General features: G+C 65.8%; 27 protein-coding genes and 1 pseudogene. 16 read left to right on the forward strand and 12 right to left on the reverse strand.

Annotated features, from left to right (window positions below; genetic code table 11):
• The first annotated feature begins 80 nt into the window (after nucleotides 1-80).
• Nucleotides 81-443, forward strand: a complete 363-nt coding sequence (locus ACH49X_RS10250; protein WP_195080996.1) for a hypothetical protein — start codon at nucleotides 81-83, stop codon at nucleotides 441-443.
• 39 nt (nucleotides 444-482) lie between these two features.
• On the opposite strand, the gene ACH49X_RS10255 is transcribed toward ACH49X_RS10250, so the two are convergent.
• Nucleotides 483-1,439, reverse strand: coding sequence for a DMT family transporter (locus ACH49X_RS10255; RefSeq protein ID WP_195080995.1), 957 nt, complete (start codon nucleotides 1,437-1,439; stop codon nucleotides 483-485).
• A gap of 136 nt (nucleotides 1,440-1,575) precedes the next feature.
• Here ACH49X_RS10255 and ACH49X_RS10260 point away from each other — a divergent pair.
• The 4 genes and pseudogenes from ACH49X_RS10260 to ACH49X_RS10275 all read left to right on the forward strand — a co-directional run.
• Nucleotides 1,576-1,701, forward strand: a pseudogene (locus ACH49X_RS10260) (Lrp/AsnC family transcriptional regulator); the annotation flags it as partial.
• 9 nt (nucleotides 1,702-1,710) lie between these two features.
• The gene (locus tag ACH49X_RS10265; protein WP_323124628.1) at nucleotides 1,711-2,028 is read left to right on the forward strand and encodes an Lrp/AsnC ligand binding domain-containing protein; all 318 of its coding nucleotides are present in this window, start codon (nucleotides 1,711-1,713) and stop codon (nucleotides 2,026-2,028) included.
• Nucleotides 2,029-2,259: 231 nt separating this feature from the next.
• Entirely contained in the window at nucleotides 2,260-2,703 is a 444-nt protein-coding gene (locus ACH49X_RS10270) for a hypothetical protein (RefSeq protein WP_195080993.1), read from the forward strand.
• A 91-nt stretch (nucleotides 2,704-2,794) separates the two neighbouring features.
• Nucleotides 2,795-3,283 (forward strand): hypothetical protein, encoded by a 489-nt coding sequence (locus ACH49X_RS10275; RefSeq protein WP_195080992.1) that lies wholly within the window; start codon nucleotides 2,795-2,797, stop codon nucleotides 3,281-3,283.
• A 241-nt stretch (nucleotides 3,284-3,524) separates the two neighbouring features.
• Here the strand turns inward: ACH49X_RS10275 and ACH49X_RS10280 are convergent, their stop codons facing one another.
• A complete protein-coding gene (locus tag ACH49X_RS10280; protein WP_357208462.1) occupies nucleotides 3,525-3,677 on the reverse strand; it encodes a hypothetical protein in 153 nt (50 codons plus the stop codon).
• Nucleotides 3,678-3,708: 31 nt separating this feature from the next.
• Between ACH49X_RS10280 and ACH49X_RS10285 the strand changes: the two genes are divergently transcribed.
• Complete coding sequence (locus tag ACH49X_RS10285; RefSeq protein ID WP_195080990.1) at nucleotides 3,709-3,966, forward strand: hypothetical protein; 258 nt, start codon at nucleotides 3,709-3,711, stop codon at nucleotides 3,964-3,966.
• A 418-nt stretch (nucleotides 3,967-4,384) separates the two neighbouring features.
• Here ACH49X_RS10285 and ACH49X_RS10290 read toward each other — a convergent pair whose 3' ends face one another.
• Nucleotides 4,385-5,416 carry a fused (3R)-hydroxyacyl-ACP dehydratase subunits HadA/HadB gene (locus tag ACH49X_RS10290; protein WP_195080989.1) on the reverse strand — a complete coding sequence of 344 codons (1,032 nt, stop codon included), beginning with the start codon at nucleotides 5,414-5,416 and terminating at the stop codon, nucleotides 4,385-4,387.
• Nucleotides 5,417-5,667: 251 nt separating this feature from the next.
• Here ACH49X_RS10290 and ACH49X_RS10295 point away from each other — a divergent pair, with 251 nt between their 5' ends.
• The 4 genes from ACH49X_RS10295 (at nucleotide 5,668) to ACH49X_RS10310 (ending at nucleotide 8,120) form a co-directional block, all read left to right on the forward strand.
• Nucleotides 5,668-6,204, forward strand: a complete 537-nt coding sequence (locus ACH49X_RS10295; protein ID WP_357208464.1) for a VOC family protein — start codon at nucleotides 5,668-5,670, stop codon at nucleotides 6,202-6,204.
• Nucleotides 6,197-6,997, forward strand: coding sequence for a MerR family transcriptional regulator (locus ACH49X_RS10300; RefSeq protein ID WP_357208467.1), 801 nt, complete (start codon nucleotides 6,197-6,199; stop codon nucleotides 6,995-6,997). Before ACH49X_RS10295 ends, ACH49X_RS10300 begins: the two co-directional genes overlap by 8 nt.
• A 57-nt stretch (nucleotides 6,998-7,054) precedes the next feature.
• Complete coding sequence (locus tag ACH49X_RS10305; protein ID WP_357208470.1) at nucleotides 7,055-7,459, forward strand: hypothetical protein; 405 nt, start codon at nucleotides 7,055-7,057, stop codon at nucleotides 7,457-7,459.
• Nucleotides 7,460-7,571: 112 nt separating this feature from the next.
• Nucleotides 7,572-8,120, forward strand: coding sequence for an Imm21 family immunity protein (locus ACH49X_RS10310; protein WP_195080986.1), 549 nt, complete (start codon nucleotides 7,572-7,574; stop codon nucleotides 8,118-8,120).
• A gap of 129 nt (nucleotides 8,121-8,249) precedes the next feature.
• Here the strand turns inward: ACH49X_RS10310 and ACH49X_RS10315 are convergent, their stop codons facing one another.
• The 6 genes from ACH49X_RS10315 to ACH49X_RS10340 all read right to left on the reverse strand — a co-directional run bounded on the left by ACH49X_RS10315 (nucleotide 8,250) and on the right by ACH49X_RS10340 (nucleotide 12,306).
• Complete coding sequence (locus ACH49X_RS10315) at nucleotides 8,250-9,254, reverse strand: serine/threonine protein phosphatase (RefSeq protein ID WP_357208473.1); 1,005 nt, start codon at nucleotides 9,252-9,254, stop codon at nucleotides 8,250-8,252.
• Between the two features lie 236 nt (nucleotides 9,255-9,490).
• Nucleotides 9,491-10,078: a hypothetical protein gene (locus ACH49X_RS10320; protein WP_357109734.1), complete on the reverse strand. Its 588-nt coding sequence runs from the start codon at nucleotides 10,076-10,078 to the stop codon at nucleotides 9,491-9,493.
• A 4-nt stretch (nucleotides 10,079-10,082) separates the two neighbouring features.
• The gene (locus tag ACH49X_RS10325) at nucleotides 10,083-10,559 is read right to left on the reverse strand and encodes a hypothetical protein (RefSeq protein ID WP_195080983.1); all 477 of its coding nucleotides are present in this window, start codon (nucleotides 10,557-10,559) and stop codon (nucleotides 10,083-10,085) included.
• Between the two features lie 419 nt (nucleotides 10,560-10,978).
• Complete coding sequence (locus ACH49X_RS10330) at nucleotides 10,979-11,515, reverse strand: hypothetical protein (protein WP_195080982.1); 537 nt, start codon at nucleotides 11,513-11,515, stop codon at nucleotides 10,979-10,981.
• An 85-nt stretch (nucleotides 11,516-11,600) separates the two neighbouring features.
• On the reverse strand, nucleotides 11,601-11,822 hold the full coding sequence (locus tag ACH49X_RS10335; RefSeq protein WP_195080981.1) for a hypothetical protein: 222 nt from the start codon (nucleotides 11,820-11,822) through the stop codon (nucleotides 11,601-11,603).
• Between the two features lie 4 nt (nucleotides 11,823-11,826).
• A complete protein-coding gene (locus tag ACH49X_RS10340) occupies nucleotides 11,827-12,306 on the reverse strand; it encodes a DNA-directed RNA polymerase subunit beta (RefSeq protein WP_357109728.1) in 480 nt (159 codons plus the stop codon).
• Nucleotides 12,307-12,558: 252 nt separating this feature from the next.
• On the opposite strand from ACH49X_RS10340, the gene ACH49X_RS10345 reads away from it, so the two are divergent.
• The 5 genes from ACH49X_RS10345 to ACH49X_RS10365 all read left to right on the forward strand — a co-directional run bounded on the left by ACH49X_RS10345 (nucleotide 12,559) and on the right by ACH49X_RS10365 (nucleotide 17,750).
• Entirely contained in the window at nucleotides 12,559-13,443 is an 885-nt protein-coding gene (locus ACH49X_RS10345; protein WP_357208476.1) for a DUF5753 domain-containing protein, read from the forward strand.
• Entirely contained in the window at nucleotides 13,440-13,643 is a 204-nt protein-coding gene (locus ACH49X_RS10350; protein ID WP_357208478.1) for a DUF397 domain-containing protein, read from the forward strand. The genes ACH49X_RS10345 and ACH49X_RS10350 overlap by 4 nt, the downstream gene beginning before the upstream one ends.
• Before the next feature lie 389 nt (nucleotides 13,644-14,032).
• A complete protein-coding gene (locus tag ACH49X_RS10355; RefSeq protein ID WP_357109719.1) occupies nucleotides 14,033-14,563 on the forward strand; it encodes a lipoprotein LpqH in 531 nt (176 codons plus the stop codon).
• Between the two features lie 92 nt (nucleotides 14,564-14,655).
• On the forward strand, nucleotides 14,656-15,456 hold the full coding sequence (locus tag ACH49X_RS10360; RefSeq protein WP_195080977.1) for a hypothetical protein: 801 nt from the start codon (nucleotides 14,656-14,658) through the stop codon (nucleotides 15,454-15,456).
• A gap of 227 nt (nucleotides 15,457-15,683) precedes the next feature.
• A complete protein-coding gene (locus ACH49X_RS10365; protein ID WP_195080976.1) occupies nucleotides 15,684-17,750 on the forward strand; it encodes a PhoX family phosphatase in 2,067 nt (688 codons plus the stop codon).
• 103 nt (nucleotides 17,751-17,853) lie between these two features.
• On the opposite strand, the gene ACH49X_RS10370 is transcribed toward ACH49X_RS10365, so the two are convergent.
• Both ACH49X_RS10370 and ACH49X_RS10375 read right to left on the reverse strand, forming a co-directional pair.
• Entirely contained in the window at nucleotides 17,854-18,591 is a 738-nt protein-coding gene (locus ACH49X_RS10370) for a glycoside hydrolase family 25 protein (protein ID WP_195080975.1), read from the reverse strand.
• 73 nt (nucleotides 18,592-18,664) lie between these two features.
• The gene (locus ACH49X_RS10375) at nucleotides 18,665-20,002 is read right to left on the reverse strand and encodes an MGH1-like glycoside hydrolase domain-containing protein (protein WP_195080974.1); all 1,338 of its coding nucleotides are present in this window, start codon (nucleotides 20,000-20,002) and stop codon (nucleotides 18,665-18,667) included.
• Between the two features lie 228 nt (nucleotides 20,003-20,230).
• Between ACH49X_RS10375 and ACH49X_RS10380 the strand changes: the two genes are divergently transcribed.
• Nucleotides 20,231-20,920, forward strand: a complete 690-nt coding sequence (locus ACH49X_RS10380; protein WP_195080973.1) for an SDR family oxidoreductase — start codon at nucleotides 20,231-20,233, stop codon at nucleotides 20,918-20,920.
• Between the two features lie 224 nt (nucleotides 20,921-21,144).
• Here ACH49X_RS10380 and leuS read toward each other — a convergent pair whose 3' ends face one another.
• Nucleotides 21,145-23,991: a leucine--tRNA ligase gene (gene leuS / locus ACH49X_RS10385; protein WP_357208481.1), complete on the reverse strand. Its 2,847-nt coding sequence runs from the start codon at nucleotides 23,989-23,991 to the stop codon at nucleotides 21,145-21,147.
• Nucleotides 23,992-24,028 lie beyond the last annotated feature (37 nt).

The raw sequence follows: 24,028 nt of genomic DNA on the forward strand, positions 1-24,028 counted from the left end.
CGAATCGGGGAAGTCGCACCAACAGCCGTAACGTCCAGCCGCTGAAGGTCGAAGAGAACCCCGTAACAGGAGGAGTTTTCATGAGGAATGTTCTCACCGCCGCCGTACGTGTCGCGGCCGCTGGAGTTTCGGGTCTGGCTTTCGCCGCAATCGTCGGCTCCGGGACCGCCCAAGCGGCGCCGCAGGATTGCGTCGTCGAGCGAGATCTCTTCGGTGCGTCGGCGACTTGCCAACCCGACGGAGGAAGCAACTACGTCCTGCATGTCGACTGCTTCGGGCTCTACGCCAGCGGACCGTTCCCGCAGTACGGTGTCGGTCCTTACCAAGCGCTCAGCTACCCCTTCACACCCACCGGCCAGCGCGTCACCACGGGATGCACGGGAATGGGTCCCGGTGTTGTCGCGGTGGCGACCAACGCTTACGTCGAGATTTATCGCGGCTAGGGCAACAGGTGCATGGGCGCTTCGGTACCCCCGCATCCTTCACACGCACTCGGTTGCCGGGTCGGTTCGGGCAACTGTGACTTTCTCGGCGGGCGAACGGTGCTCGACCAATCCGAGTGTCACCCCGGCGATGACGACGACGCCGCCGAAGACCTGCGCCGGCCGGACCGTCTCCGCATTGATCACCACGGCGCCGAGCACACCGAACACCGGCACCAGGTTGAGGATGTTCACCGCGACGCTCGAGGCCATCCGGCGGAGGCCGTAGTTGTAGAGCAGAAAGGCGCCGACCGAACATGCAACGGCCAGATAGACGAGCAGCGCCGAGGCTGTGGCGCCGGGTACCCGCCAATGCTTCATCTCCGGTAGCGAGGCGAACAGGAAGCCGGTGGCGCCGGCCATGGTCTGGTAATAGGTGAGGGTCACCGCGTCTTGCCCGCGCCCGGCATGCTTGCCCAGCATGTTGTACCCGGCCCATACCAGTCCGCCGAGCAACAGCAGAATGTCGCCGGACCAGCGAGCGCTGCCCCCGACGTCCGCCCCGTTGCGAACGATGAGGAAAACCCCCGAGGTGGCCAGCAGCACGCCGCCGACCCGCAGCGGCGGCATTCTGGTCCGGAAGACCACCAGCTCCAGGAGCATGGTCATCAGTGGGTAGGTGGCCACGATCAAAGAGGCGTCGGAGGCCGTCGACAACTCGACGCCGATGTTCTCCAGCACGAAGTAGGCCGTAATGCCCAATAGTCCGCTGAGGTAGATCAGCCGCCGCTGGCGAGCATCGGGTCTGACGGCCGGGTTGCGGCGCAGGAACATGATGATCCCGAGCAGTACCGCGGCGAGGGTGAAGCGGATGGCCCCGATGCTCAGCGGGCCGACCTCTGTCAGCACCAGCTTGGTCACCGCGTACGAGCTGCTCCACAACAGCGCGGCCACTACGACCGAACAGATCGCCAACACCTTGGCCAGCCGCTCGTCCACTTCCACTGCCCTTTTCATCCGAACTCGTGGCCTCTGTTCGACCGCTTCTACGGAAACGAATCATGAACGGAGATATTGCGACCAAGGTAGCATTCTGCCGAACGAACACAGGTATGTCCGAATTTGATTCGGATTTTCGTTGGAGAGGCAGAATATGGATGAACTAGATTCGGCGATACTTCGGCTTCTGCAGTTGGACGGTCGGCGCACCAACCGGGACATGGCCCAGGAGTTGGGCATCGCACCCTCCACCTGCTTGGAGCGGATTCGCTCCCTCCGGGAGCGTGGCGTGCTGCTCGGATACCACGCCGAAGTAGACCTCCCCTCGCTCGGCCGGGGGCTGCAGGCGATCATCGCCGTACGGATACGACCGCCGACGCGTGCGGTCATCGAGCAGTTCCAGGCCTTCGTCACGGAGATGCCCGAGGTGATCGAAATCTTCACGCTGACAGGCGCAGACGACTTCCTGCTCCATGTGGCTGTTCGCGACACCGACCACCTGCACTCGGTGGTCTTGGACAAGCTCACCGAGCGAAAGGAACTCGCAGACGTACGTACTTCCGTTGTCTACGGACACCTTCGGAAGAACGTCATCGAGCCGATTTGAAGTCTCCCGCTCGAGCCCTCGCTCGGCGACTACACGGTGGGCTCGGCGCGGAATCGAGTCGGCCCCACTGTTGACCTCATGCTGAATGCTGTACTGAACGGCGCTGGGGCCGGTGCACAAATGCGGCGCGGTGACTTCGAACTGCGTGTGGCTTACACACACTTTCCACTTCGACGCCTAAGGTCTGATTCGGTCCGCCCATCAGGGGCAGCTGAGTGGAGGGATTCGAAGATGAAGCTCGAGAAAATCACCGCTGCCGTTTTCATGGCCATCTCGACCGTGGGCATAGCCGCGGCCACCGCTCATGCGGAACCGGTCGTAACGGAACAGCCGGCCGCGGTGATTGCGGGGGACGCGACTTCCGGTTCGGATCATGGCGTCAATTACCAGCACGTCGGCGCGGACGACCGCACCCTGACATCGACCCCGGCGGATATCGCGCAACTGGAGGACATCAGCTCCTACGACCGGCTCAAGGAGCAGATCGACAAGAACCTGCCCGGCGTGGTCGGCGGCGCGATCGTGGGCGGCCTCCTGGGCGCGTGTATGCCCCTGATCTGGGGCGTCAGCGTCCCCGTGGGCGTACTGATCGGTGGAACCGTCGGCGGCTATGTAGTGGGCGGCCCGGAATTCCTCGACGCCGTACAAGCGTTCATCGCCACCCAAGGCCGGTGAGATAGCGGCCAACTGGTCCGGGGGAGCAGCCGCGAATTCCGGTTGATGCCGCGTCGAGAGCTCATCGAAGAAGTAGCAGGGATTGTTGTACGTGGACGACGAACATCAGGTGTGGGAGTTCGCGGTAGAACTCGGGATGCCGGACGCGGCCGGGCCGGGCGCCCTCCACGATGAGGGAATCCACCCCGTCGCACTGGCGCTCGAAGAAAGCACCCATCGGATCCGCGAGGTGAACCGTATCCCGTGCTTCACGAGCTTCGGGCCGGTCACGGCGGTCGACGAGTTCGCTCAGCGCGCGTGGGGCGACGCGTACGACCCGGCGCGCGTCCCGGTCGAATGCCGTCTCGCCGTCTATGTGACGGACGAGGAACTGGACGAACTGGTATCAGCGGTCGTAGCGGATCTCGGCATCGACCAAGACGGATACTCGAAGGTGGTCGGCCGGAAGGTCACGATCGGCCTGCGGGCCATCCCACTGGAAGCGCCGGAGAACAGCTTCTACCAGCATCTCGTCGACCAGTATCGGGATCAATCCCGCACGGATCGACTCCGTTCGCCAGAACCAGGCCGGGGCCCCTGAGGGCTCACGCCTCCTGAAACATGACGGGCGCGAAAGTCACTCCTATGTAACAGATTTTGGACATTCGACCGATAGGGGACTCGGGTGCGGTGAGCGCGCTCATATCGCGTTGGAGGTCAACTATGTCGCAGTGGAGGAGAAGTTCGCGCACCGTTCGGCAGTCTGTCCTGCTGGCCGCAGTCGCCGGGACGGTGGCGCTTGCTCCGGCCGCGCTTGTCATACCGGCATTCGCAACTTCTGATCAAAGCCCGAGCGCTACCGCACCCGTCACCACCGCGCCCGTGACGACGGTGCCGCCGGTGACCACTGCTCCGCCGGTGACCACTGTCCCACCGGTCACCATTGTCCCACCGGTGACCAGTACTCCGCCGGTCACCACTGCTCCGCCGGTCACCACTGCTCCGCCGGTAACGACCGAACCGCCCGTGACGACCCCGTCATTGCCGAAACCTGCTGAGCCAGAAGACCCCTACGGCCCCGACGGTTTCGATGTCTGGGGTTACGACCGTTGGGGCTACGACCGTTGGGGTTATGACCATTACGGTTATGACCGTTGGGGTTACGACCGACAGGGCTACACCTCGCAGGGCTGCGCCCGCTCCGGCGAGGACCGGCCCGACGCCGACCGGCTGGCCTGCGAACTGCGCCGGGCACGCCCATCCACCGGCAGCGCGGGCATCTGAACCCCGCACACTCCTGCTGAACACCTCCGACATCCGGCTAGGACGGTAAATGTTGACGCCGTTTGGCGAGTAATCCTGGTGCCGTGGGCGGTTCAGGGGCGGGAGTTGTCAGGTTCTGACCGCGCTCGGCGACGAACAGCACAATTGGCATCTTCACCTGCATGTCGCGGCGGGCGAGGGGGTAGCGCGGTTCGTCTCTCGTGGATTGCGGTGTTGGCGACGGAAGTCGGCAGATCATCTGTTTGTCGGCCAATTTCGACGGCGCTAGTGGCTGTGACCAACGGTGGTATCGGCGAATTACGGCGTCAGTAGGGGTGCTGAGGGCTCGGCCGGGTCATCGATCCGACTCGCTTGTGAGGCCGCGGCCGTCAGTTGTTGCGCGCGGATCGGGCGCGGGCCAGCCGGTCCGCTTGTCGCCCTACGCGAGGCGCACCTCCGCCGTGGCCAAGCCGAAGACCTTGCGTCCTGCGGACTTCGCGACGATGACGACGACAGCGGTCCTGGTCCCGGGGTCGAGCGACTTGACGCGCCCGGTGAACTCGACGCTCCCGGCAGCGGCGGCTTCGACGATTGTGTAATTCGACAGCCGTACCCCGTACCTGGTGAGCGCACCCGGATCACCGAGCCAACCGGTGACGAATCCTGCCCCGAGGCCCATGGTGAGCATGCCGTGTGCGATCACATCAGGGAGATTCGCCAGCGCGGCGACCCCGTCGTGCCAGTGGATCGGGTTCGCGTCACCGGAGACTCCTGCGTAATTCACCAGATCGCCCCGCGTCAGCGACACGATCCGAGCAGGAAGCTCGGAGCCGATAGCGACGTCCTCGAATCGGATCGCGGTATGCGGGACACGCGTGCGCGAGATCGTGGAGAGGCGTGGGCTGGTTTGCGGAACCGGGTTCGTCGCACTCTGCCCGGCCGCGGCCGCGGTTCGCGAGGGCACATCGATACCGTGCATGATCACGCGTTCGATCGCGGCACTGATGCCTGCGTCGACTTCCTCACCGGTGATACCGACGACGGTCGTATGCATGATCTGCACCACCTCGCCGGTCTGGTCGGCGAAAGTGTTGGTGACGGTGAGCAGGTCTTTGCCTGCTATGCGGCGAACAGAGGTGAGTTCGACATCGCTGATCAACCGGTCGCCGGTGAGCACCGGCTTGTACGCCTCGAACACTTGATCGGTTTGCACGAAGACGTCGTAGCCGCTGATGACTGTCTCGAAGAGCTTACGGTTGGCCAGCATCGCTGCCGTCGAGATGAACGTGGTCGGCGCGACCAAACCGGCGTACCCGAACTCGCAGGCAGCGTCCTCGCTCCAGTGTGCCGGATGGAAATCCTGGACAGCACGCGCGTACTCGCGGATCTTCTCCCGGCCCACTTCGTAGTAGTCATCCACTCGATAGCGATACCCCACCAAATCAGCCACATCGAACGTTGCTTCCACCAAGCCGCTCCTCGCTCCTTGGACTCGAACCGGATATCGACCGAATCGAATTCTTAAGTGGACTCACCCTTCCACATCCGCATCGGGGATGGCTGCCGCCAACGTGGTTATCATGCCCGGGCTGTCGGCGGGGCATGGCTGCTACGCCCGGGAAGCCAGGAATCTATCGGTCTAGTTCCGCCGCCCCTACGAGTGCGATGTTCCCTGCCCGGCGGCTTGACCCTTACGTTGCGTGAGGCTGGAAGGTGGGGTGCATGAGTGACTACTACAACGCGTTCGAGATGAGCCCCGTCCCCACTCCCGGTCCGGATGCGGTCGCGCCGGAGCCGTTCCGTGGCATCTATGGAATGCCCGCGTTCGCGACGATCCCCACGAGCGATTTGGCGGTGTCGGTGGATTTCTGGACTCGTGGCCTCGGATTCTTCGAGCTGTTCAGTATTCCCGGCAGCGTTGTGCATCTGCGCCGATGGGCTTTTCAGGACGTACTTCTCGTCCCTGCCGAGAACGTTCCGGAGCAGCCACCGGCGGTGAGCTTCAGTTTCGCGTGCGTGCTCAACCAGGTCGATGCTCTTGTCGAAGCTTGCCGTGCGTTGCGTCCGAACTCGGTCGATGGCCCCCGGGATACTCCCTGGAACACCCGCGACGTGATGGTGATAACCCCTGAGAACGCACGGATCGTTTTCACCGCCGCGAAACCCTTCGATCCGGACAGTCAGGAGGCGCGGGACCTCGAGGCCGTCGGGATCAGGCCACCGGACGCCGGTCGCGGTGACAATGGTGAGCATGCCTGATGCCGATACCGATGGCCTGACTGTCGGTCAGGTCTCGGCGCGTTTGGGCGTGACGGTCCGCGCGCTGCACCACTGGGATGAGATCGGTCTGGCGCGGCCGTCGCTGCGCACGGTTGCCGGGTATCGGCTATACACCGCTGGTGATCTGCAACGACTGCACCGCATCGTCGTCTACCGTGAGCTCGGTCTCGGGCTGGACCGGATTCGGGCCATCCTGGACGACTCGACCGCGGACGTGCCCGGCGCGTTGCGCGCGCAGCGTGCTCAGGTCGCCGAACGGATCGACCGCCTCCAGCGACTCAGCGCCGGACTGGACCGGATGATCGACGCCCACGAGCGCGGCCTGCTGCTTACCGCCGAGCAGCAGGCCGCGATCTTCGGCCCCCAGTGGGACCCCGACTGGCCCGCCCGAGCGCGTGAGCGTTACGGAGACACGACGCAATGGCAGCAGTACGCCGAACACGCGGCCTCGCGCGGTCCGGAGGAATGGCAGGCCATCGCCGATGCCGTTGCCGAGTTCGACCGCGCCCTCGGGGACGCGATGGACGCCGGTGTCACACCTGGGAGCCCGGAAGCGAATCAACTCGTCGAGCGACACCGTGAGGTTTTCGCTTCGTACTTTCCCCTCACCAGGCAGATGCAGGTCTGTCTCGGCCGCAGGTACGAGGCCGATCCGGGATTCGCCGCCCACTACGACGGCATCCGAGCCGGTCTTGCCCCGTGGTTCCGTCGAATCATCGACGCCAGCGCGCGCGCCCACGGCATCGACCCCGATACCGCGACCTGGCAGTAGGGCGGTGCGCCCGGCCGATACTTTGCCCCCACCGTTATCGCCTGGTCTGCTGAACTCGTGCAGTCATCCGACTCGAGCGATACCGAGACGGCATTCGTCCGATATCAAGCGGCGGCGCCGAACCGGAACGGCCGCTATCCGGGCGTTTTCGCGTTGGTCAACGGTTTGGCATGGTCCGGCTGCCTCAATGCTGAGCAGGAACACTTCCATCGACGCGAAAATGCCTGGTATCAGGCGTATCTCATCGACCCCGGACGCCTCGATCCCTCGCCCTACGATCGAACCCGCCACCCCAGGGCAGAAGCATGGTTCAAGTCCTCTGCCACCCAGTTCCTCGCCCGCGTGGGCGGCTATCTCGCGATACTGGACTTCCACGGCGTCGCATGGACTCGTCTGGAATCGGATGATCCAGGCCGGATTCTCTACGACGATCCCAACCAGGTCATCGTTGTCCCTCGGTAACCGCTCCGTTTTTCGGCGGATCATGAGGTCAGGAGTCGGCCATGGAGGATCCAACTAGTTGACAATGACAGGTACGAGAAACCGACAGACAAACGACAAAGAGTGAGCCGTCATGCTTTACACCTGGGTCGAGTCCGCTGGAGGCCCCCTGCTGATCGCCCCCGAATCAGAACTTGGCCACTGGGGCGGCACAGCCGACATGGACGGACCCGTAGAAACGTGGGGCGACTACGGCCGAGCCTGCTCGGTTGAGGGGTACATCGGCCTGGTCACAGTCGGCTCGCAGCAGGCATTGGTCCTTGGAGACCAACCCGCTCGCACGACATATCTCCCAGCCGAGCGGACGTTCCTGCGATGGGCAGCGGCAGACTCCGAAGCAGAACTCGTCGCCGCAGCGCAGCAAGCATTACAAGAACACATCACATGGGATCAAGGCGAAGACCTCATCTGGGAGATACGAGAATCCGTCGTGCTTTTCGACTCGGCCTGGCCGGGAACTGAGATCGAACTCGACAACCAGCTCCACATCGCCCTCGATCCAGGGCGTTACCGAGTCCGGGCAACCTACATCAAGAACCCGAACAACTGGATGATCCTCGCTCAGCTCCAGCCAACCGTCGACAAGCACCTCGACGACACCACCGGAACGGACGTTGCCTGACCTACTGATCCGCGGATCTTGTCCATATCTCATGCTCACGCGGGGACAGGGCGAAATCGCGGAGGCGGCGTCGTGGTCGACAAGGTTGCTCAGGGCGAAAGCGAAAAACGTAGAAAGGTCTCCAGTCGTTCACGCGCCGGGGTACGCGGCGTGCATGTCGCCGTCGAAAAGTTTCCAGAAGAAGGCGTTCAGCTTCGCGGCGGCAGGTGCGTGGCGGGTCAGGATCGCGGCCACGGCTGGTGGTACGTCATCCGGGATGTGGCCGGTGGCGCATTGGCGGACGTACTCGTTGCGGGCGACGGGGCCGCCGCTGGACGGCATCGGCACTCCGCAGACTTCGGTCACCAGCCAGTTGACCAGTCGCATGGCGGAGTAGCTGGCGTCATGAGTGGCGTGGCGTTCTACGAAGTCGCGCTCGGCGGCTGACAGGTCGAATCGCGGCGAGGTCGCCAGCCCGAAGTCGCTGAGATAGATGCGCTCCATGTCGGTGCGTAAGTTGCCGAAGTGCCAGTCCATGTGCAGCAACTTCCGATCGCGCAGGAACGCCACGATCTCTGAGAACTGCCGTTCGACTGTGGCGGCCTTGTCGGCCGGGTCCTCTCGCAGCAAGTCCGCTATCGGGTGTGGGATGTATTCGCAGGACAGCACGAGACTGGACGGTGCGGCGGCCAGCGCTTCGAGACGGGTCCGCACGGTGGGGTAGCCGCCCTGGGCGGCGACCACCGTGTCGATGTCGGCGTGTTCGGCTGCGACCGGCGACCGGCCGGGCAGCACCCGCCAGTGGTAGAGCACCGGGAACGACTGCGTCTCTCCGGCCAGAACGCCGTCGGTGACGATGATGTTCGCGGCCAGCTCCCGCCATGCACTGAAGCCTGGGCCGCCGATGCCGTACTGGCAGAACAGCGGCACGTCGAAGAGGTTCGCTGTGGAACCCGGCTCGGCGAGCTCCCGGTCGGTCAGGGGGATTCGCTTGGTGAACACCGGCGCACCGTCGACATCGATGACCGCCGTACCGCCGCCCACACCCAGGCTCGTGACTCGACCGGTGTCTACGAGCTCAGCGAGTTCGGCATCGCTGCGCGAAGCCAGGGACACCGAAAGCCGTTGATGGAGGGCCATTCTGGCGGCTGTCATTACACGATTGTGGCACCGGCCCGGGTTCTACCTGGGTAGCCGTAGGCCCCGAGATACCGGCCGTCCAGCACAACCTGATCACGGAAACTCCACGCTCTTGCGAAAGCAACACGCTCGTCGCAACCTCCTGATCGGGAGGTTGCGACGATCGCGTGAAGTCGCCCATATCCAGGCCGAAAAGCCTCGTTCTCGCTGGTCTGCCCTCGCAGTCGGCGGCATACCGACCGAACACTGGGCTACGGTTGAGCCGGCCGGACTTCGTCTGCCTTGCGGTACTTTCCGTGCCCGCCTTCGCCGACGACCCATGTCACCGGCATGCCCGGCGTGATGAGTTGTTCGTCGCCCTGGTATTGCCAGAAGGAGAACCATACGTCGCCGGAGTGGCTGGCGATGAGTCCGTCGTAGGTGTCGGGCAGCCACCATCGGACCACGCCGTCGAGGCTGGGATCAGGATCCTTGGCTGTCTTGACCTGCCCGAACGGTATCAAGCCACCCGGCCCACGCCATCCGTCGAGAGTGGGGAGCAACGGCTGGTCCCCACCCGCGGGGTCGGCGGGCCAGATCTTTCCACTGCGGGACAGGATGTCGTCGTGGACTTCCCGCGCCAGTCTGCACGCCACACCGTTGGGTGTGCTCTCGACGGGCGTGGTGCCGACCACGACGCTCAAGTCGGGGACGGTGAACTCGATACGCCACCCCGGTGGATCAGGTAGTCGGCGAAGGCGCTCAGGGATCGTTTCATCGATGTGTACCTCGAAGCCGAGAGCCGACTCGATGTCGGCCGCCAGCAGGTCGGCGCCTCGCCTCGAAATTTCCTGACCCATGTAACTATCCTGCCGTGTAGGGGACGGTGCAGCGGTTGATGGGGGTCACGTACAGGTTCTTGCCCGCGGCGTGAGAGGCGATGACCTGGATTTCATCCCCAGACTCATACCGATAACGCCCATCCAAATACCTTGGGATGGACATGTGAAAGTTGTCGTCCTTGAACCTGTTGTCCGTCTCGATGGCCCTGCCGTTGACCAATATCTGGTAGTCGTACCTGCCCGGGATGTCGGCGATGTTGTTGAGGAACATGGCCCATGCGATGTTGCCGATGGGGTCTCTGTCCTTCGGCCTGGTGTCGACTTCGACTCGGCCCCATTGGGTGGTGACTCTGTAGTTGGTGCACGGCTGATACGACGCTTGTGCGGAACCGGAGGTCAGCACGCTCGCGATCATAGCGATCGCCAGTGTCGTTGCGAAGAGAAGCGTTCGACCGACTCGGCTTGTCGGCGCAGCTGATTGGTCATTGCGAACCTTCATGGGATATCCCCCTGCTTCGTCGAAACATGAATCGACTCGCCTATCCCGGCACCGGATACGCGTCACCCCGAGTACGAGACACCCCCCGGCCTGTGAATAAAGGCAGTCGATATCTTTGGACGCACGCAGATCGCGATCGGTTTCAGCACAACGTAATTTATGTGTCACGCGTTCGCCGTGGACGGCTCCGCAACCGGCCCGCGCAGCAATGTCCGTCGGACGGCGCTTCGCTGAACCGACCCGCGTGCGATCGCTCTGACCTGCGGCATCCATCAGCCTGGCAAGGCAGCTGACGAAGGCTTCTAATCTGTCCGAGCGCGGCCAGCGCCGTCGCGGCAATCTTCAACGGTGGGCACTGTGGACACCGCAGGCGAGGAACCGCTCGGTCATGCTGAGCTGTTGCCGGGTGTACCACTGATTCAGGGTCCGTCGTAGAGTCTTTCGTTCGGCAAGCGGCGTAAGCCGGTTGTGTCGCCGGGGATCACCTCTACGGAGTCGACGAATCGTCGCCGGTGCTGTTCTTGGAGGAACCATAGGGCGGAGGTGAGGCAGGCGGCGAAGTCCAGGCGGTGGCCGTCGATCACTACCGCCAGGCGTACGTCCGGCTGCTCCGGGTGGGGTGACAGTTGTTCCCGGGTGTTGTCGAGGGCCGGTTTGTATTCGCGCCGTGCGGTGGATCGCGTGGTTTGCATGATCACTCGCTGCCGAGGGACATCGGAATCGTTCTCGACAGCAGTCCATTTCCTGATTTTGTAGAGCGCCGCAATGTAGGTGGCGCACGTCATCGGTGGGCAGTCTTGGTGATGGTGGTAGGCCGTGCGCGCGGCCTCGTAGCTCTGCATCGGCCAGTGCGGGTTGTTGTGGTCCAACCAGGAAAGGGTCCGGGCGAGAACGTTGGTGTCGTAGCACGGCCCGTTGGACTCGGCGTCGATCTCGGCATCGCCCTCGACGGCCATTGGTGAACACCTCCCACGAGACGGCGGCGTGGAGCCGCGAGAGAACTGCGGAGTTATGTGCCTGTTGCGGTGGAGCGACGGCCGCTTACGCCGAGATCAGATCCGGGCGCACCCACGGATCGCGGCGTGGCTCGGTGAGGTCACACAAGCGCTCGATATCGGCATCGGATGGAACTGATCGATTCGCTGCGAGTTCCAGATAGAGCTTTTCCGCGCGGGTGACGCGGTACTCGAGGATCGCCGTGCTCACGAAGAAGCAGATCGCGAGCCACGAGACGACCCCGAAGGCGATGAGCACAGGCAGCATTGCGCTACCGGCCATAGCGCGGGGCCTGGGGAACCACTTCGGACCACGCCCGTACGGCCTCGACGACAGCAAGGCCGGACGGAAGGAAAGCGTTGCGAGCCGGAACAACCCATTGCCGGATGGAGCCGTTCGGGCTAGGGGAGGGAAGCGCGATGACGGCTCCCTCGCGCGCGATGCTCACGTCCCGGCGGAACATCTCGGCGAACAGCTTGACGTCGTCGTCTTCGATGTCGGGACGGACAAGGAACGTCCAGCGACCCGAACGCGGATGCCCGACAATGGGTCCGAGCGCGCCGCCGCCGCTCTGCATGTGCGCTTTCACCGCTCGGCCCAACCTGCTGGGCATGGTCACCGCCCACACCGACCCGGCGCGCATCACGATCCGGCCGAGTTCCGGCGGATCGATCACGGCATTGAAACCGCAATCCCTGCGATAGAACATGCAGCGGGACAGCGGTGTGTCCCCGAACGCTCCTTCATCCATCGGCAGACCTCAACTCACATCGAAGGCGGTTAGGTGCGCCCGGCCCGGCCAGCCAGGCTGGGGAGTGACCGGCGTCGGGAACGTGAGTGGAAGATCGCCGTCACCTGCTCACGCCACCGGGCGCGCTACCAAGGAGACACCCACAACCCTGCTTGCTGCGACGATTTCAGCGCGAACGTTTCCAAAAATCCGGCGCTGTTTTAGTTGTTGTTGCATCCTTGTTCGAGTTGCAACGCACTCCGAAAGGTCGAGATGGCAACGGATTCCACAATCGCGCGGCGCATGCTCGGCATGCAGCTGGAGACGCTGCGCGAGCGCGCCGACATCACGAGAGAGGCCGCAGCTGCTGCGATCGCCTCGGCTCGATCAACGATCTGGAAGATGGAGACGGGTCAACCCGTCCGCTTCAACCCGGTCCTGATCGAGCGACTGTGTCAGCTCTACAACGCCACCGAGAAGGAGACTCAGGTTGTCCTAGAGCTGGTGAAGGAAACAAAGGGCGCAAAAGGCTGGTGGCAGGCGTTTGCCGATGACACGATCCCGAAAGACTTCGGGCTATTCGTCGGCCTAGAGGACGCCGCCAACCGGATCACGTCGTACCAGACCACCGTCTTGCCGGGCCTGCTGCAAACCGACGACTACCGACGAGCGATCATCTGGGCCGAGTATCCGAACATGCCAGTGGAAGACGTCGAGCGGCACTTGGAGGTCGGCCGGAAGCGTCGGTCGCGGCTGACTGCCAAGAAGAACCCGCTCGCCATGGATGTGTTCGTTGACGAGTCCGCCCTTCGTCGCACTGCGGGAAGTACCTCGGTCATGACTGAACAACTTCTGCATCTCGCGGACGGAGGTCAGTCGGCAAACATTTCCATACGCGTCGTGCCGACCTCGACCGGCATCTACCGCGCGCTCCTGATCGGTTCCTTCGTCCTCCTCGAGTTCCCACGGCACACCACCGCGGATCTCACCATGCCCCCGGTGGTCTACCTCCAAGGCTTCATCGGGGACCTGTACCTTGAGAAAACCGACGAGGTGCGGCAGTACCGTCAGGTCACAGCCGAGCTGGACCGCCTGGCACTCGATCAGGCTGCCAGCCGAAACCTCGTCCTCCAGGTTGCGAAGGAGTATGAACGGTGAACGTTGATCTATCCGGCGCGGTGTGGTTCAAGAGCACCCGTAGTGGGACTAAGGATTGCGTCGAGGTCGCGCACCTCGAAGGCGGCATGGTCGGCGTCCGCGACTCGAAGAATCCGACCGGCCCGGCGCTGGTGTTCACCCCCGGTGAGTGGGACGCCTTCACCGCCGGCGTGAACGACGGCGAGTTCAAGCACCCGTAGCACTGGCGATCACCACGGCCCGGCCCGCTGTCCTTGGGACAGGGGGCCGGGCCGTTCTCGTTGTACCTGTCGATCGAACAGTCGCGACCGAGGCAGCCGCCAAGCAAGACCGGCGCACATCAAGATCAGCGGCACACGGTGGAGACCTCTTCTCGCGAAATGCCACAGCCATGTGCCACTCGACGGCAGGGCCGGGTGGCTTGGTGCCGTCGCGTTCGAGGGCGGCTGGGCGGGGGTTGCGTGGGGGTGCGAGTCCTCTACCAGCGAAAACGCGGAAAACCTGGGATCGGTAGGGGGCGAATCGTTCGTACCTTTTTCTCAACGGCCCAACAGGAGGGCCGGAGAACAGGACCAGGGGCTTCGCCCCTCGAACGACAAGGACACAGACCATGAACGCCACTTCGCTCCGCATCGCCGCCGCCGCTTTCGCCGCCGCCGCCGCGGTGGCCGTGCTCACCGGATGCGGTGACAGCAAGGGCAGCTCGCCCGCCGCGCCCGCGCCGTCCTCGGCGCAGCCGGCCGCTCCGGCGGGGAAGTCGGTCGCTTCGGTCGACGGCAAGACCTTCGACGCGAAGTTCGACACCACCTGCGCCAAGCAGGGCGGCACGCTGGCGCTCGCGCTGACCGACACGGCGAACTCCGCCTACGGCAACCTCTCGGTGAGCGCGACCATCACCGACTCGAACACCGTGCAGGCGGTCGCGATCGCGGGCAGCAAGGGCGGCGACAACGGCCTGCCTTACGCGGTGGGCTTCGGCAACGGCATGCCGGGCGGCTCCGCGAAGGTCGTCAAGGACGGCAACACGTTCAAGGTCACCGGCGAGGGCGTCGGCGCCCCCGACCTGACCAACCCGCTGGCCGGGCCGAAGACGTCGAAGTTCGACATCACCTTCGCCTGCTCGTCCATCGTCGGCGCCTGATCGCCGCAATGCACCCCGATCCGCCCCCGTCATCCCGGACTATCCGGGATGACGGGGCGCGGCGAATCTCTCGAACACCAAAAGGAAACGTCATGAACAAGATCCGTCTGATCGCCCTCGCCCTCGGCGCCGCCGCGATCGGCTACTACGTCTACCACGCCGTCACCTACGTGCCCACCAGCGAATGGGAGCCCGCCGGAATGGGTTGGCTCGGCTTCGAGATGGCGCTGCCGATCATCGCGCTCACCTTGGTTCCCATGGTCTTCGCGTTCACCGGTGAAGGCATCATGAGCGCGCTGACCGGCCGCAACAGCGCGGAATTCCGCGACGGACTCACCGGCCTCGGCACCGTCCGATCGGTGCGGCAGACCGGGGTCACGGTCAACGACCAGCCGCAGGTCCATGTCGAGTTCAGCGTCGAAGGCGCGGACGGCAAGATCTTCCACTCCTCCGCGAAGATGATCGTGCCGTTCACCGAGCTGGCCCTGCTGCGCGCCGGGGTGGTGCTGCCCGTGCGCTACCTTCCCGGCCGGACCGACCGGGTCGAGGTCGACCTGTCCGGCGACGCCTCCGCCGCGCAGAACGCGATGAACGAGTCCCTGATCCGCAAGGGCATCACCACGCGGCACAAGCTCGACATCGCCGAGCGCGGCATCGCCACCCAGGCGGTGGTGCAGTCGCTGTCGGTCACCGGCAACATCCGCGACGGGCACTCCGAGGTCGGGCTCGGCCTGGTGGTCACCCGGCCGGACGGGTCGAGCTTCTCCACCCGGGTGACGAAGTTCCTCGCCCCCGCCAGCGTCGGGCAGGTGCAGGTGGGTCGCGTCGTGCGGGCGCACTACCTGCCGGAGAACGAGAGCGAGGTCGTCATCGCCCTTCCGGTGAACGCCTGATGGGTGAGCCGGTCCGGGCCGGTTTCACCGAAAACGAGGCAGCCACCTTTCGACACCGACGCCGCGCCGATTCGAGATCATCGAATCGGCGCGGCTTTCGTCTGTTCCCAGGCCTGGCGGTTCGGCAATTCGAGGGTTACCTAGTTGGGCGGTTGTTCACTTTGTCGTCCCTTCCGGATGGTCCGGATGGTTTACCGTGCGGCCATCGGCCCAACCCAGGAGTCACCGTGAGTCTTCAGCCACTCGCCCTTTTCGTGAAGCACGACGGACAGTCGTCGCGCGCTGCCGTGACATGTGAGTACAAGTGCGCGAACGCGTGCTTCCACGAGGCGCCGAACACTTCTTCGGGCGCCTACTTCGGTGACATCGTCAGCTCGCTGAACCGGCGCGGACTGATCAAGGGCGGCGCGGCCGCCGTGCTCGCGGTCGGCGCGGGCAGCGTCCTCGCGGCCTGCGGTGACGACGATGAGCCGACCACCGTAGGCTCCACCTCGCCCGCGGGGCCGCCCGGAACCGGCACCGACTTCGCGGCCGTCGCGCCGAACAAAGAAGACGCCGTGGTGATCCCGGACGGCTATGAGCAGGCCGTCGTGATCCGCTGGGGCGATCCGCTGTTCCCGGACGCGCCCGCTTTCGACTTCGACAAGCAGACCGCCGCCGCGCAGGCAAGGCAGTTCGGCTACAACAACGACTTCGCCGCTCTGCTGCCGATCGAGGGCCAGGCCAACGGCTACCTGCTGGTGGTCAATCACGAGTACACCACCAGCCCGCACATGTTCCGCGGCTACAACAAGGACGCGCCGACCGACGAGCAGATCGCGGTCACCATGGCCGCGCACGGCTTGAGCGTGGTCGAGGTCAAGGGCGAATCCGGCTCCGGCAAGCTGGTTCCCGTCTTCGGCAAGTACAACCGCAGGATCACCGCGACCACCGAGTTCAAGCTGACCGGTCCCGCCGCGGGCAGCGAATTCGTGAAGACCTCGGCCGATCCGACCGGCACCAAGGTGCTCGGCACCTTCGCCAACTGCTCCGGCGGCCTGACGCCGTGGGGCACCGTGCTGTCGGGTGAGGAGAACTTCCACGGCTACTTCGCCAACGCCGACAAGGTGATCGAGCCCGCCGCCGCGGCGCGCCTGAAGCGCTACGGTTTCGCCGCGGGCAAGACCGCCAACCTGTGGGAGCGCGCGGACAAGCGTTTCGACCTGGCGCAGGAACCCAACGAGGCCAACCGCTTCGGGTACGTCATCGAGGTCGATCCGTGGGACCCGAACTCGACGCCGATCAAGCACACCGCGATGGGCCGGGTGAAGCACGAGGCCGCCACCATCTATGTCACGAAGAACGGCGACGTCGTCTCCTACACCGGTGACGACGAGAAGTTCGAATACATGTACAAGTTCGTGTCCTCGCGCAAGATCCAGCCGGGCACCGGAGCGGCGAGCATGCGGCACAACCTGACCATCCTGGACGCGGGCACGCTGTATGTCGCCAAGCTCACGGGCGATCACGCGGACAAGATCGACGGCACCGGCGCCGAGCCGTCCGAGAAGGGCTTCACCGGCACCGGCCAGTGGATTCCACTGCTGGAGACCGGCGCGGACGGCAAGGGCAAGTCGCTGGTCGACGGTATGAGCGCGGAAGAGGTGGCGGTGTTCACCCGCCTGGCAGCCGACAAGGTGGGCGCCACCAAGATGGACCGCCCGGAGGACTTCGAGGCCAGCCCCTACACCGGCAAGGTGTACGTGGCGCTGACCAACAACGACAACCGCGGCGCGGAAGGAAAGCAGGGGCCGGACGAGGCGAATCCGCGCAAGCTGAACAAGAACGGCCAGATCCTGGAGATCGATGACAACCACACCGGCACCACGTTCACCTGGTCGCTGCTGCTGGTCTGCGGCGATCCCGCGGCGGCCGACACCTACTTCGCCGGTTACGACAAGTCCAAGGTGAGTCCGATCTCCTGCCCGGACAACCTGGCCTTCGATCCGTACGGCAACCTGTGGATCGCCACCGACGGCAACGCGCTGAAGTCGAACGACGGATTGTTCTCCGTGGTGCTCGACGGCCCGAATCGCGGCCAGACCAAGCAGTTCCTCACCGTTCCGCGCGGTGCGGAGACCTGCGGCCCGGTGGTCAGCGAGGCGCGGGTCATGGTGTGCGTGCAGCATCCCGGCGAGGCCGACGATGCCACCCCGGACAACCCGTTGTCGCACTGGCCCGACGGCGGCACGGCCCAGCCGCGCCCCTCGGTCGTGGCGGTCTGGAAGAAGGCAGGCGGCCGCATCGGGGTCTGATACCGCAGCCGCGGCGCTCCGGCCCCCTGCAACCACGGCCACTCTCCGCGGCTCTCCCCGCGAGTGAGGCCGCTACCCGACTGGGCGGGTAGCGGCCTCACTCCTATCCGCTGCCGGTGCCGCCCATGTTGGCGTAGCCGGCGAAACCGCCTTGGGCGCCGCTGTAGACGTTGAGGTCGACGCGGCCCTCGATGCCCGGAATCGCGCCGCTGTCGGTGGTCTGCCAGAACGTCCAAGTGGACCAGCCGCCGGGGACCTCGGGTTGCGAGTTGCCGCGATAGTCGGCGATCCACAGGGGGTACTGGGCGAACTCGTGGGTGTCGGCCATCGCGGTGCGCCAGAAGACGGGATAGGTGTAGACGATCGGGACGCGGCCGGTGAGCGTTTCCACGGTGTTCAGGTAGCGGCGGGTCCAGTCGATCAGGGCGGCCGGGGCGAGACCGCCGGTGACCTCGAGATCCAGCACCGGCGGCAGATCGAGCGGCCCGTTCTGGCCCAGCACCACCGCCGCGTACAGCGCGGCCTGCGGTTCGGGCGGCAGGTTGGGCCTGGCGTAGTGGTAGGTGCCCCGCGCCATTCCGGCCGCGCGCATCAGCAGGCTGTCGGGCACGAAGTACGGGTTGATGTAGTTCAGCCCCTCGGTGGCCTTGACCATCGCGAAGTCGTGGCCGGAACGTTTGACGGCGAACCAGTCGATCAGGGTGCCGTCGGTGTGCTGCCAGGAAGAGACGTCCGGACCGGTCGGCGTCGCGGTCGCCGGTAGCGTGGCGACGAGAACGCCGGACAGCGTGAGCAGTGACAGCGCCGCGCCGCGGCGGGTGGTCGACCTCCAGATGCCCATGCCGGAGGACGATAGCCATTCGCTCTGGCCGTTACCAGTGTGACAGCTGGGGTGTCAGAGCTCTTCTGTGCTCTCACCCCAGCCAATCCAGCACCGACGCCGCCGTCCAAGATTGCTGCATACTGCCGAGCGGTTCCCCGGTGAACGGCTCGTAGTACTCCGCGAAGCTGCCGTCGCTGGCTTGGCGCAGGCCCTCGGCGCGCAGCATGAAGGAACGCTCGGCCCAACCGCGCCGGGCGAAGACCCACGAGAACAGCCAGCTCATCACCGGCCACACCGGCCCACGCCAGTACTCGCGGGAACGGAAATCCTTGGACACCGGCGAGGTGGAGGGCGGCAGCGCGTAGCGCAGATCCGGGTGACCGCAGAAGCGCGGACCCTCGAACAGGCGCAGCAGCGCGCGCTCGGTGTCGCGCGGCAGACCGCCGCACAGCAGCGGCGCGAACATCGAAAGCGTCTCGGTGTTGATCCAGCGCTGCAACCGCACGTCGAAGTCGCGGGCCGCGCCGGTGCGCGCGTCGGTCGTCGCCACGACTCCCGCGCGGAACCGGTCGGCCCACGCGTAGAGATCGCGCACGTCGGCGTGCGGTTGCTTGTACTCCTCGCCGATATTGGCCAGGACCTCGCAGGCCAGCGCGAAGATCCCGGTGACGAACACGTCCTCGACGGCGAAGCTCATGGTCGAGGCGAGCTGATAGTCGTCGTAACCGGCTCGGCGCATCTGCTCGACCAGCCACAAGTAGCGGTCGTACTCCCGGTCGGTCGGGCGCTGGGTCGGATCGGAGACCACCAGCACGTCCTCGCGGCGATAGGGCGGCAGGTCGCCGGGGACCACGTGCTCGTAGGCGCGATCCCAGCGCGGCGAGTTGTCCATCCCGGACTCCCAGCCGTGGTACAGCGTGATGCGGCCGGTCTCCTTGGGGTCGCGAGCGTGCGCCAGCCACCGGTGCCAGCGCACCAGATCCGGCCAGCGCCGATTGAGGAACTCCTCGGCCACCGACCTGGTGCTGCGGCCGTGCCTGCGCGAATGATCCAGGATGCGCTGCACCGCGATGGCGTGCACGGGCGGCTGGGTGATCCCGGAGGTGTCCGGACCGTCCGGCGCGTTGGCCGCCAGCTTGCGGCATTCCCAGCGGGCCGGGCCGGGGAAGTAGCCGTCCACGCCGTTGGCGAAGACGATGTGCGGGATCATGCCGTTCTTCCACTGCGCGGACAGCAGGGTGTCCAGCTCGATCACGGCGCGCTCCACGCTCAACGGCGCGAGGCCGACCGCGACGAACGCCGCGTCCCAGCTCCACATGTGCGGGTACAGCCGGGGCGCCGCGCTGGTCATGGTGCCCAGGTCGTTACCGCGCAGCAGGTAGGCAGCGCGGGCCGCGAGCTGGGTGGGGGTGAAGCCCGGATGCGCCATCCCCTTATTCTGCGATGTCACCCGCAGATATGCCCGCTCAGCGGTGTCCGTTTCATCACCATCCGATCGGCCTGTGGCCGCTTCGTGTTCGGCGGTTCTCACTTTCGCACGCCCCGTCCGTGATTCGCTGCCCGAGATTCTCGCCCCGATGCGGCCCGCAGCGCTAGTCGTTCGTCCAGTGCTACGGGTTTTTACGCCTTCTTCGCCCAGCCGGTTACGGTGGGGCCCATGAGTTCCGTCGCGTCCTCGAAACCGACCGCGTTGATCACCGGCGCCAGTCGCGGCCTCGGCGCCGCGATCGCCAGGGAACTCGCGCCGACCCACGATCTGCTGCTCGGTGCGCGATCGGCGCAGTCGCTGCGTGGCATCCTCGCCGAGTTGCCCGGCGCGCGGGGCTGGCCGGTCGAGTTGACCGACTACGCCGCCCTCGCCGAGGCTGTCGCGCCGATCCGGAGCCTGAATGTGCTGGTGCACAACGCGGGCATCGCCGATCTCGGCACGATCGCGGAATCCACAGTCGAGCAGTGGCGAAACACATTGGAAGCCAATGTTATCGCGGTCGCCGAACTCACCCGGCTGCTGCTGCCCGCGCTGCGGGAAGGCCAGGGTCACGTGGTGCTGATCAACTCGGGTGCGGGGCTGCGCGCCAACGCGGGCTGGGCCTCCTACGCGGCGAGCAAGTTCGGACTGCGCGCCTTCGGCGACGCGTTGCGCCTAGAGGAGCCGGAGTTGCGGGTCACCTCGATCCATCCCGGCCGCATCGACACCGATATGCAGCGGGCGATCATCGCGGGCGAGGGGCGCGAGTACCGGCCCGAGGACTTCCTCACACCGGAGACCGTGGCGTACACGGTGCGCACCGCCATCGACACACCGCGCGACGCGCATCCCACCGAGGTTGTCCTGCGGCCGTACTGATCGCTGATGCACCGGCGGGCGCTCACGTAGCCGAAATGTTCGCCCGTCGGCGCGTAGCCCGTCAGGGTGTGCTGCGGCCGTCCTGATCGCGGTCACACCGGCGGGCGCTCTCTCGGCCGAACCGTGCGCACGGCTGTCGGCGCGCACGTCGCCGGGGTCGCGCTCCGGCCGTATCGATCTCGGCCGAAGAGCGCAACCAGTCCACGGTCACACGCGCCGACGCGTCAGGCGACGATGTTCACCAAGCGGCCCGGGACGACGATCAGTTTGCGCGGCGCGGCTCCGTTGAGTAGCGCGGCGATTTTCTCGTCGGCCAGCGCGGCCGCCTCGATCGCCGCGTTGTCCGCGTCGGCCGCCACCTGAATCCGGCTGCGCACCTTGCCGTTCACCTGGATCGGGTACTCCACCGACTCCTCCACCAGCAGTGCGGGATCGGCCACCGGGAAGGGGCCGTGCGCCAGCGAGCCGGTGTGGCCCAGACGTTCCCACAGCTCCTCGGCGATGTGCGGGGCCAGCGGCGCCAGCATCAGCACCAGCGGCTCCACCACCGAGCGCGGCGCACCGTCGGGGTAGCTCTTGGTCAGGTGGTTGGTCAGCTCGATCAGCTTGGCGCCCGCCGTGTTGTCGCGCAGCGCGGCGAAATCCTCGTCCACGCCTGCGATCGTCTTGTGCAGCAGGCGCAGCGTCTCCTCGCTCGCGGCCGCGTCGGTGACCCGCACCGCGCCGGTCTCCTCGTTCACCACCAGACGCCACACGCGCTGCAGGAACCGGTGCGCGCCGACGACGTCCTTGGTCGCCCACGGGCGTGAGGTGTCCAGCGGACCCATCGCCATCTCGTAGAAGCGGAAGGTGTCGGCGCCGTACAGATCGCACATCTCGTCGGGGGAGATGGCGTTCTTCAGCGACTTGCCGATCTTGCCGTACTCCTGGCGCACCTGGATCTCGGCGCCGGCGGCGTCGGTCCAGAAGAATTTGCCGTCGCGCTCGACGACCTCGGCGGCGGGCACGTACGCGCCGCGCTCGTCGGTGTAGGCGTGCGCCTGGATGTAGCCCTGGTTGAACAGCCGCCGATAGGGCTCGCTCGCGGACACGTCACCCAGGTCGAACAGCACCTTCTGCCAGAACCGGGCGTAGAGCAGGTGCAGCACCGCGTGCTCGACACCGCCGACGTACAGGTCGACGCCGCCCGGATCGTTCGGCCCGCCGACATCGGTGCGCGGGCCGAGCCAGTACGCCTCGTTCTCCTTGGCGCAGAACGTCTGCGTGTTGGTCGGGTCGGCGTAGCGGATCTCGTACCAGGAGCTGCCAGCCCACTGCGGCATGACGTTGGTGTCGCGGCGGTAGCGCTTCGGTCCGTCGCCGAGATCCAGTTCGACTTCCACCCAGTCGCTCGCCTTGGCCAGCGGCGGGGAGGGTTCGGAATTCGCGTCGTCGGGATCGAAGGTCACCGGGGCGAAATCGTCCAGTTCGGGCAGCAGCACCGGCAGCATGGATTCCGGCAGCGCGTGGGGCGCGCCCTGCTCGTCGTACACGATGGGGAACGGCTCGCCCCAGTAGCGCTGGCGGGCGAACAACCAGTCGCGCAGCTTGTACTGGATGGTGCCCTTGCCGTGGCCGTCGGCCTCTAGCCGGGTGATCATCGCCGCTTTCGCCTCCTCGACGGACATGCCGTCGAGGTAGTCCGAGTTCACCAGCGTGCCTTCGCCCGCGTGGGCGCCCTGCTCCAGGTCGCCGCCGCTGATCACCTCGACGATCGGCAGGCCGAGCACGGACGCGAATTCCCAGTCGCGATGGTCGTGCCCGGGGACGGCCATGATGGCGCCGGTGCCGTAGCCGCTGAGCACATAGTCGGCGATGAAGATCGGCACGGCCGCGCCGTTGGCCGGGTTGATCGCGTAATTGCCCAGGAAGACGCCGGTCTTCTCCTTGTTCTCCTGGCGCTCCAAGTCGGACTTGGCCGCGATCGACTTGCGGTAGGCCGCTACGGCCTCGGCCGGTGTGGCGGCCCCCTCGTTGGTCCACCTGGGGTCGGTTCCGGCCGGCCAGGCGGCGGCGGTCAGTTTGTCGACCAGTTCGTGTTCCGGCGCGAGCACCACGTAGGTGGCGCCGAACAGGGTGTCGGGGCGGGTGGTGAAGACCTCGATCTGCTCGCCGTCGGCGTCGAACTTCACCTGCGCGCCGCGAGATCGCCCGATCCAATTGCGCTGCATGGCCTTGACGTTCTCCGGCCAGTCCAGCCGCTCCAGGTCGTCGACCAGGCGATCGGAGTAGGCGGTGATGCGCATCATCCACTGCCGCAGCCGCTTACGGAACACCGGGAAGTTGCCGCGTTCACTGCGGCCGTCGGCGGTGACTTCCTCGTTGGCCAGCACGGTCCCCAGGCCGGGGCACCAGTTGACCATCGAATCGGTCTGATAGACCAGGCGATACGAGTCCAGCAGCGCGTTCCGCTCGGCGGCCTGCATCGCGTCCCAGGACTTGCCCTCGGGCACGGCCCGCGCACCCGACGCGAACTCGGCTTCCAGCTCGGCGATCGGGCGGGCCCGGTTCAGCTCCGTGTCGTACCAGGCGTTGTAGATCCGCAGGAAGATCCACTGCGTCCAGCGGTAGTACTCCGGATCCGTGGTCGCGAACGAGCGCCGCCGGTCGTGGCCGAGCCCGAGGCGGTCCAGCTGGCGCTGCATCGTGGCGATGTTGGACTCGGTGGTGTCGCGCGGGTGCGCGCCGGTCTGCACCGCGTACTGCTCGGCGGGCAGGCCGAAGGCGTCGTAGCCGAGGGCGTGCAGCACGTTGCGCCCGTGCATGCGGTGGTAGCGGGCGAACACGTCCGTGGCGATGTAGCCGAGCGGATGCCCGACGTGCAGGCCCGCGCCGGACGGGTACGGGAACATGTCCTGGATGAACAGCTTGTCCGGCGGCGTCGGGCCGGACAGCGGCCCGACCGGGTTCGGCGCATGGAAGGTTCCGCGTTCGTCCCACGCCCGCTGCCACCGGCGCTCGATGCGGCCGGCAAGCTCTGCGTTGTACCGGTGCTCAGGTACATCGCTTTCGGTTGCACGTGTGTCTTGCACGGTCCTGCCTTCTTGTGGTCGCCGATCCCCGACAAAC

It is taken from the genome of Nocardia sp. NPDC019323 (assembly GCF_044389845.1).
Taxonomy (GTDB): domain Bacteria; phylum Actinomycetota; class Actinomycetes; order Mycobacteriales; family Mycobacteriaceae; genus Nocardia; species Nocardia implantans.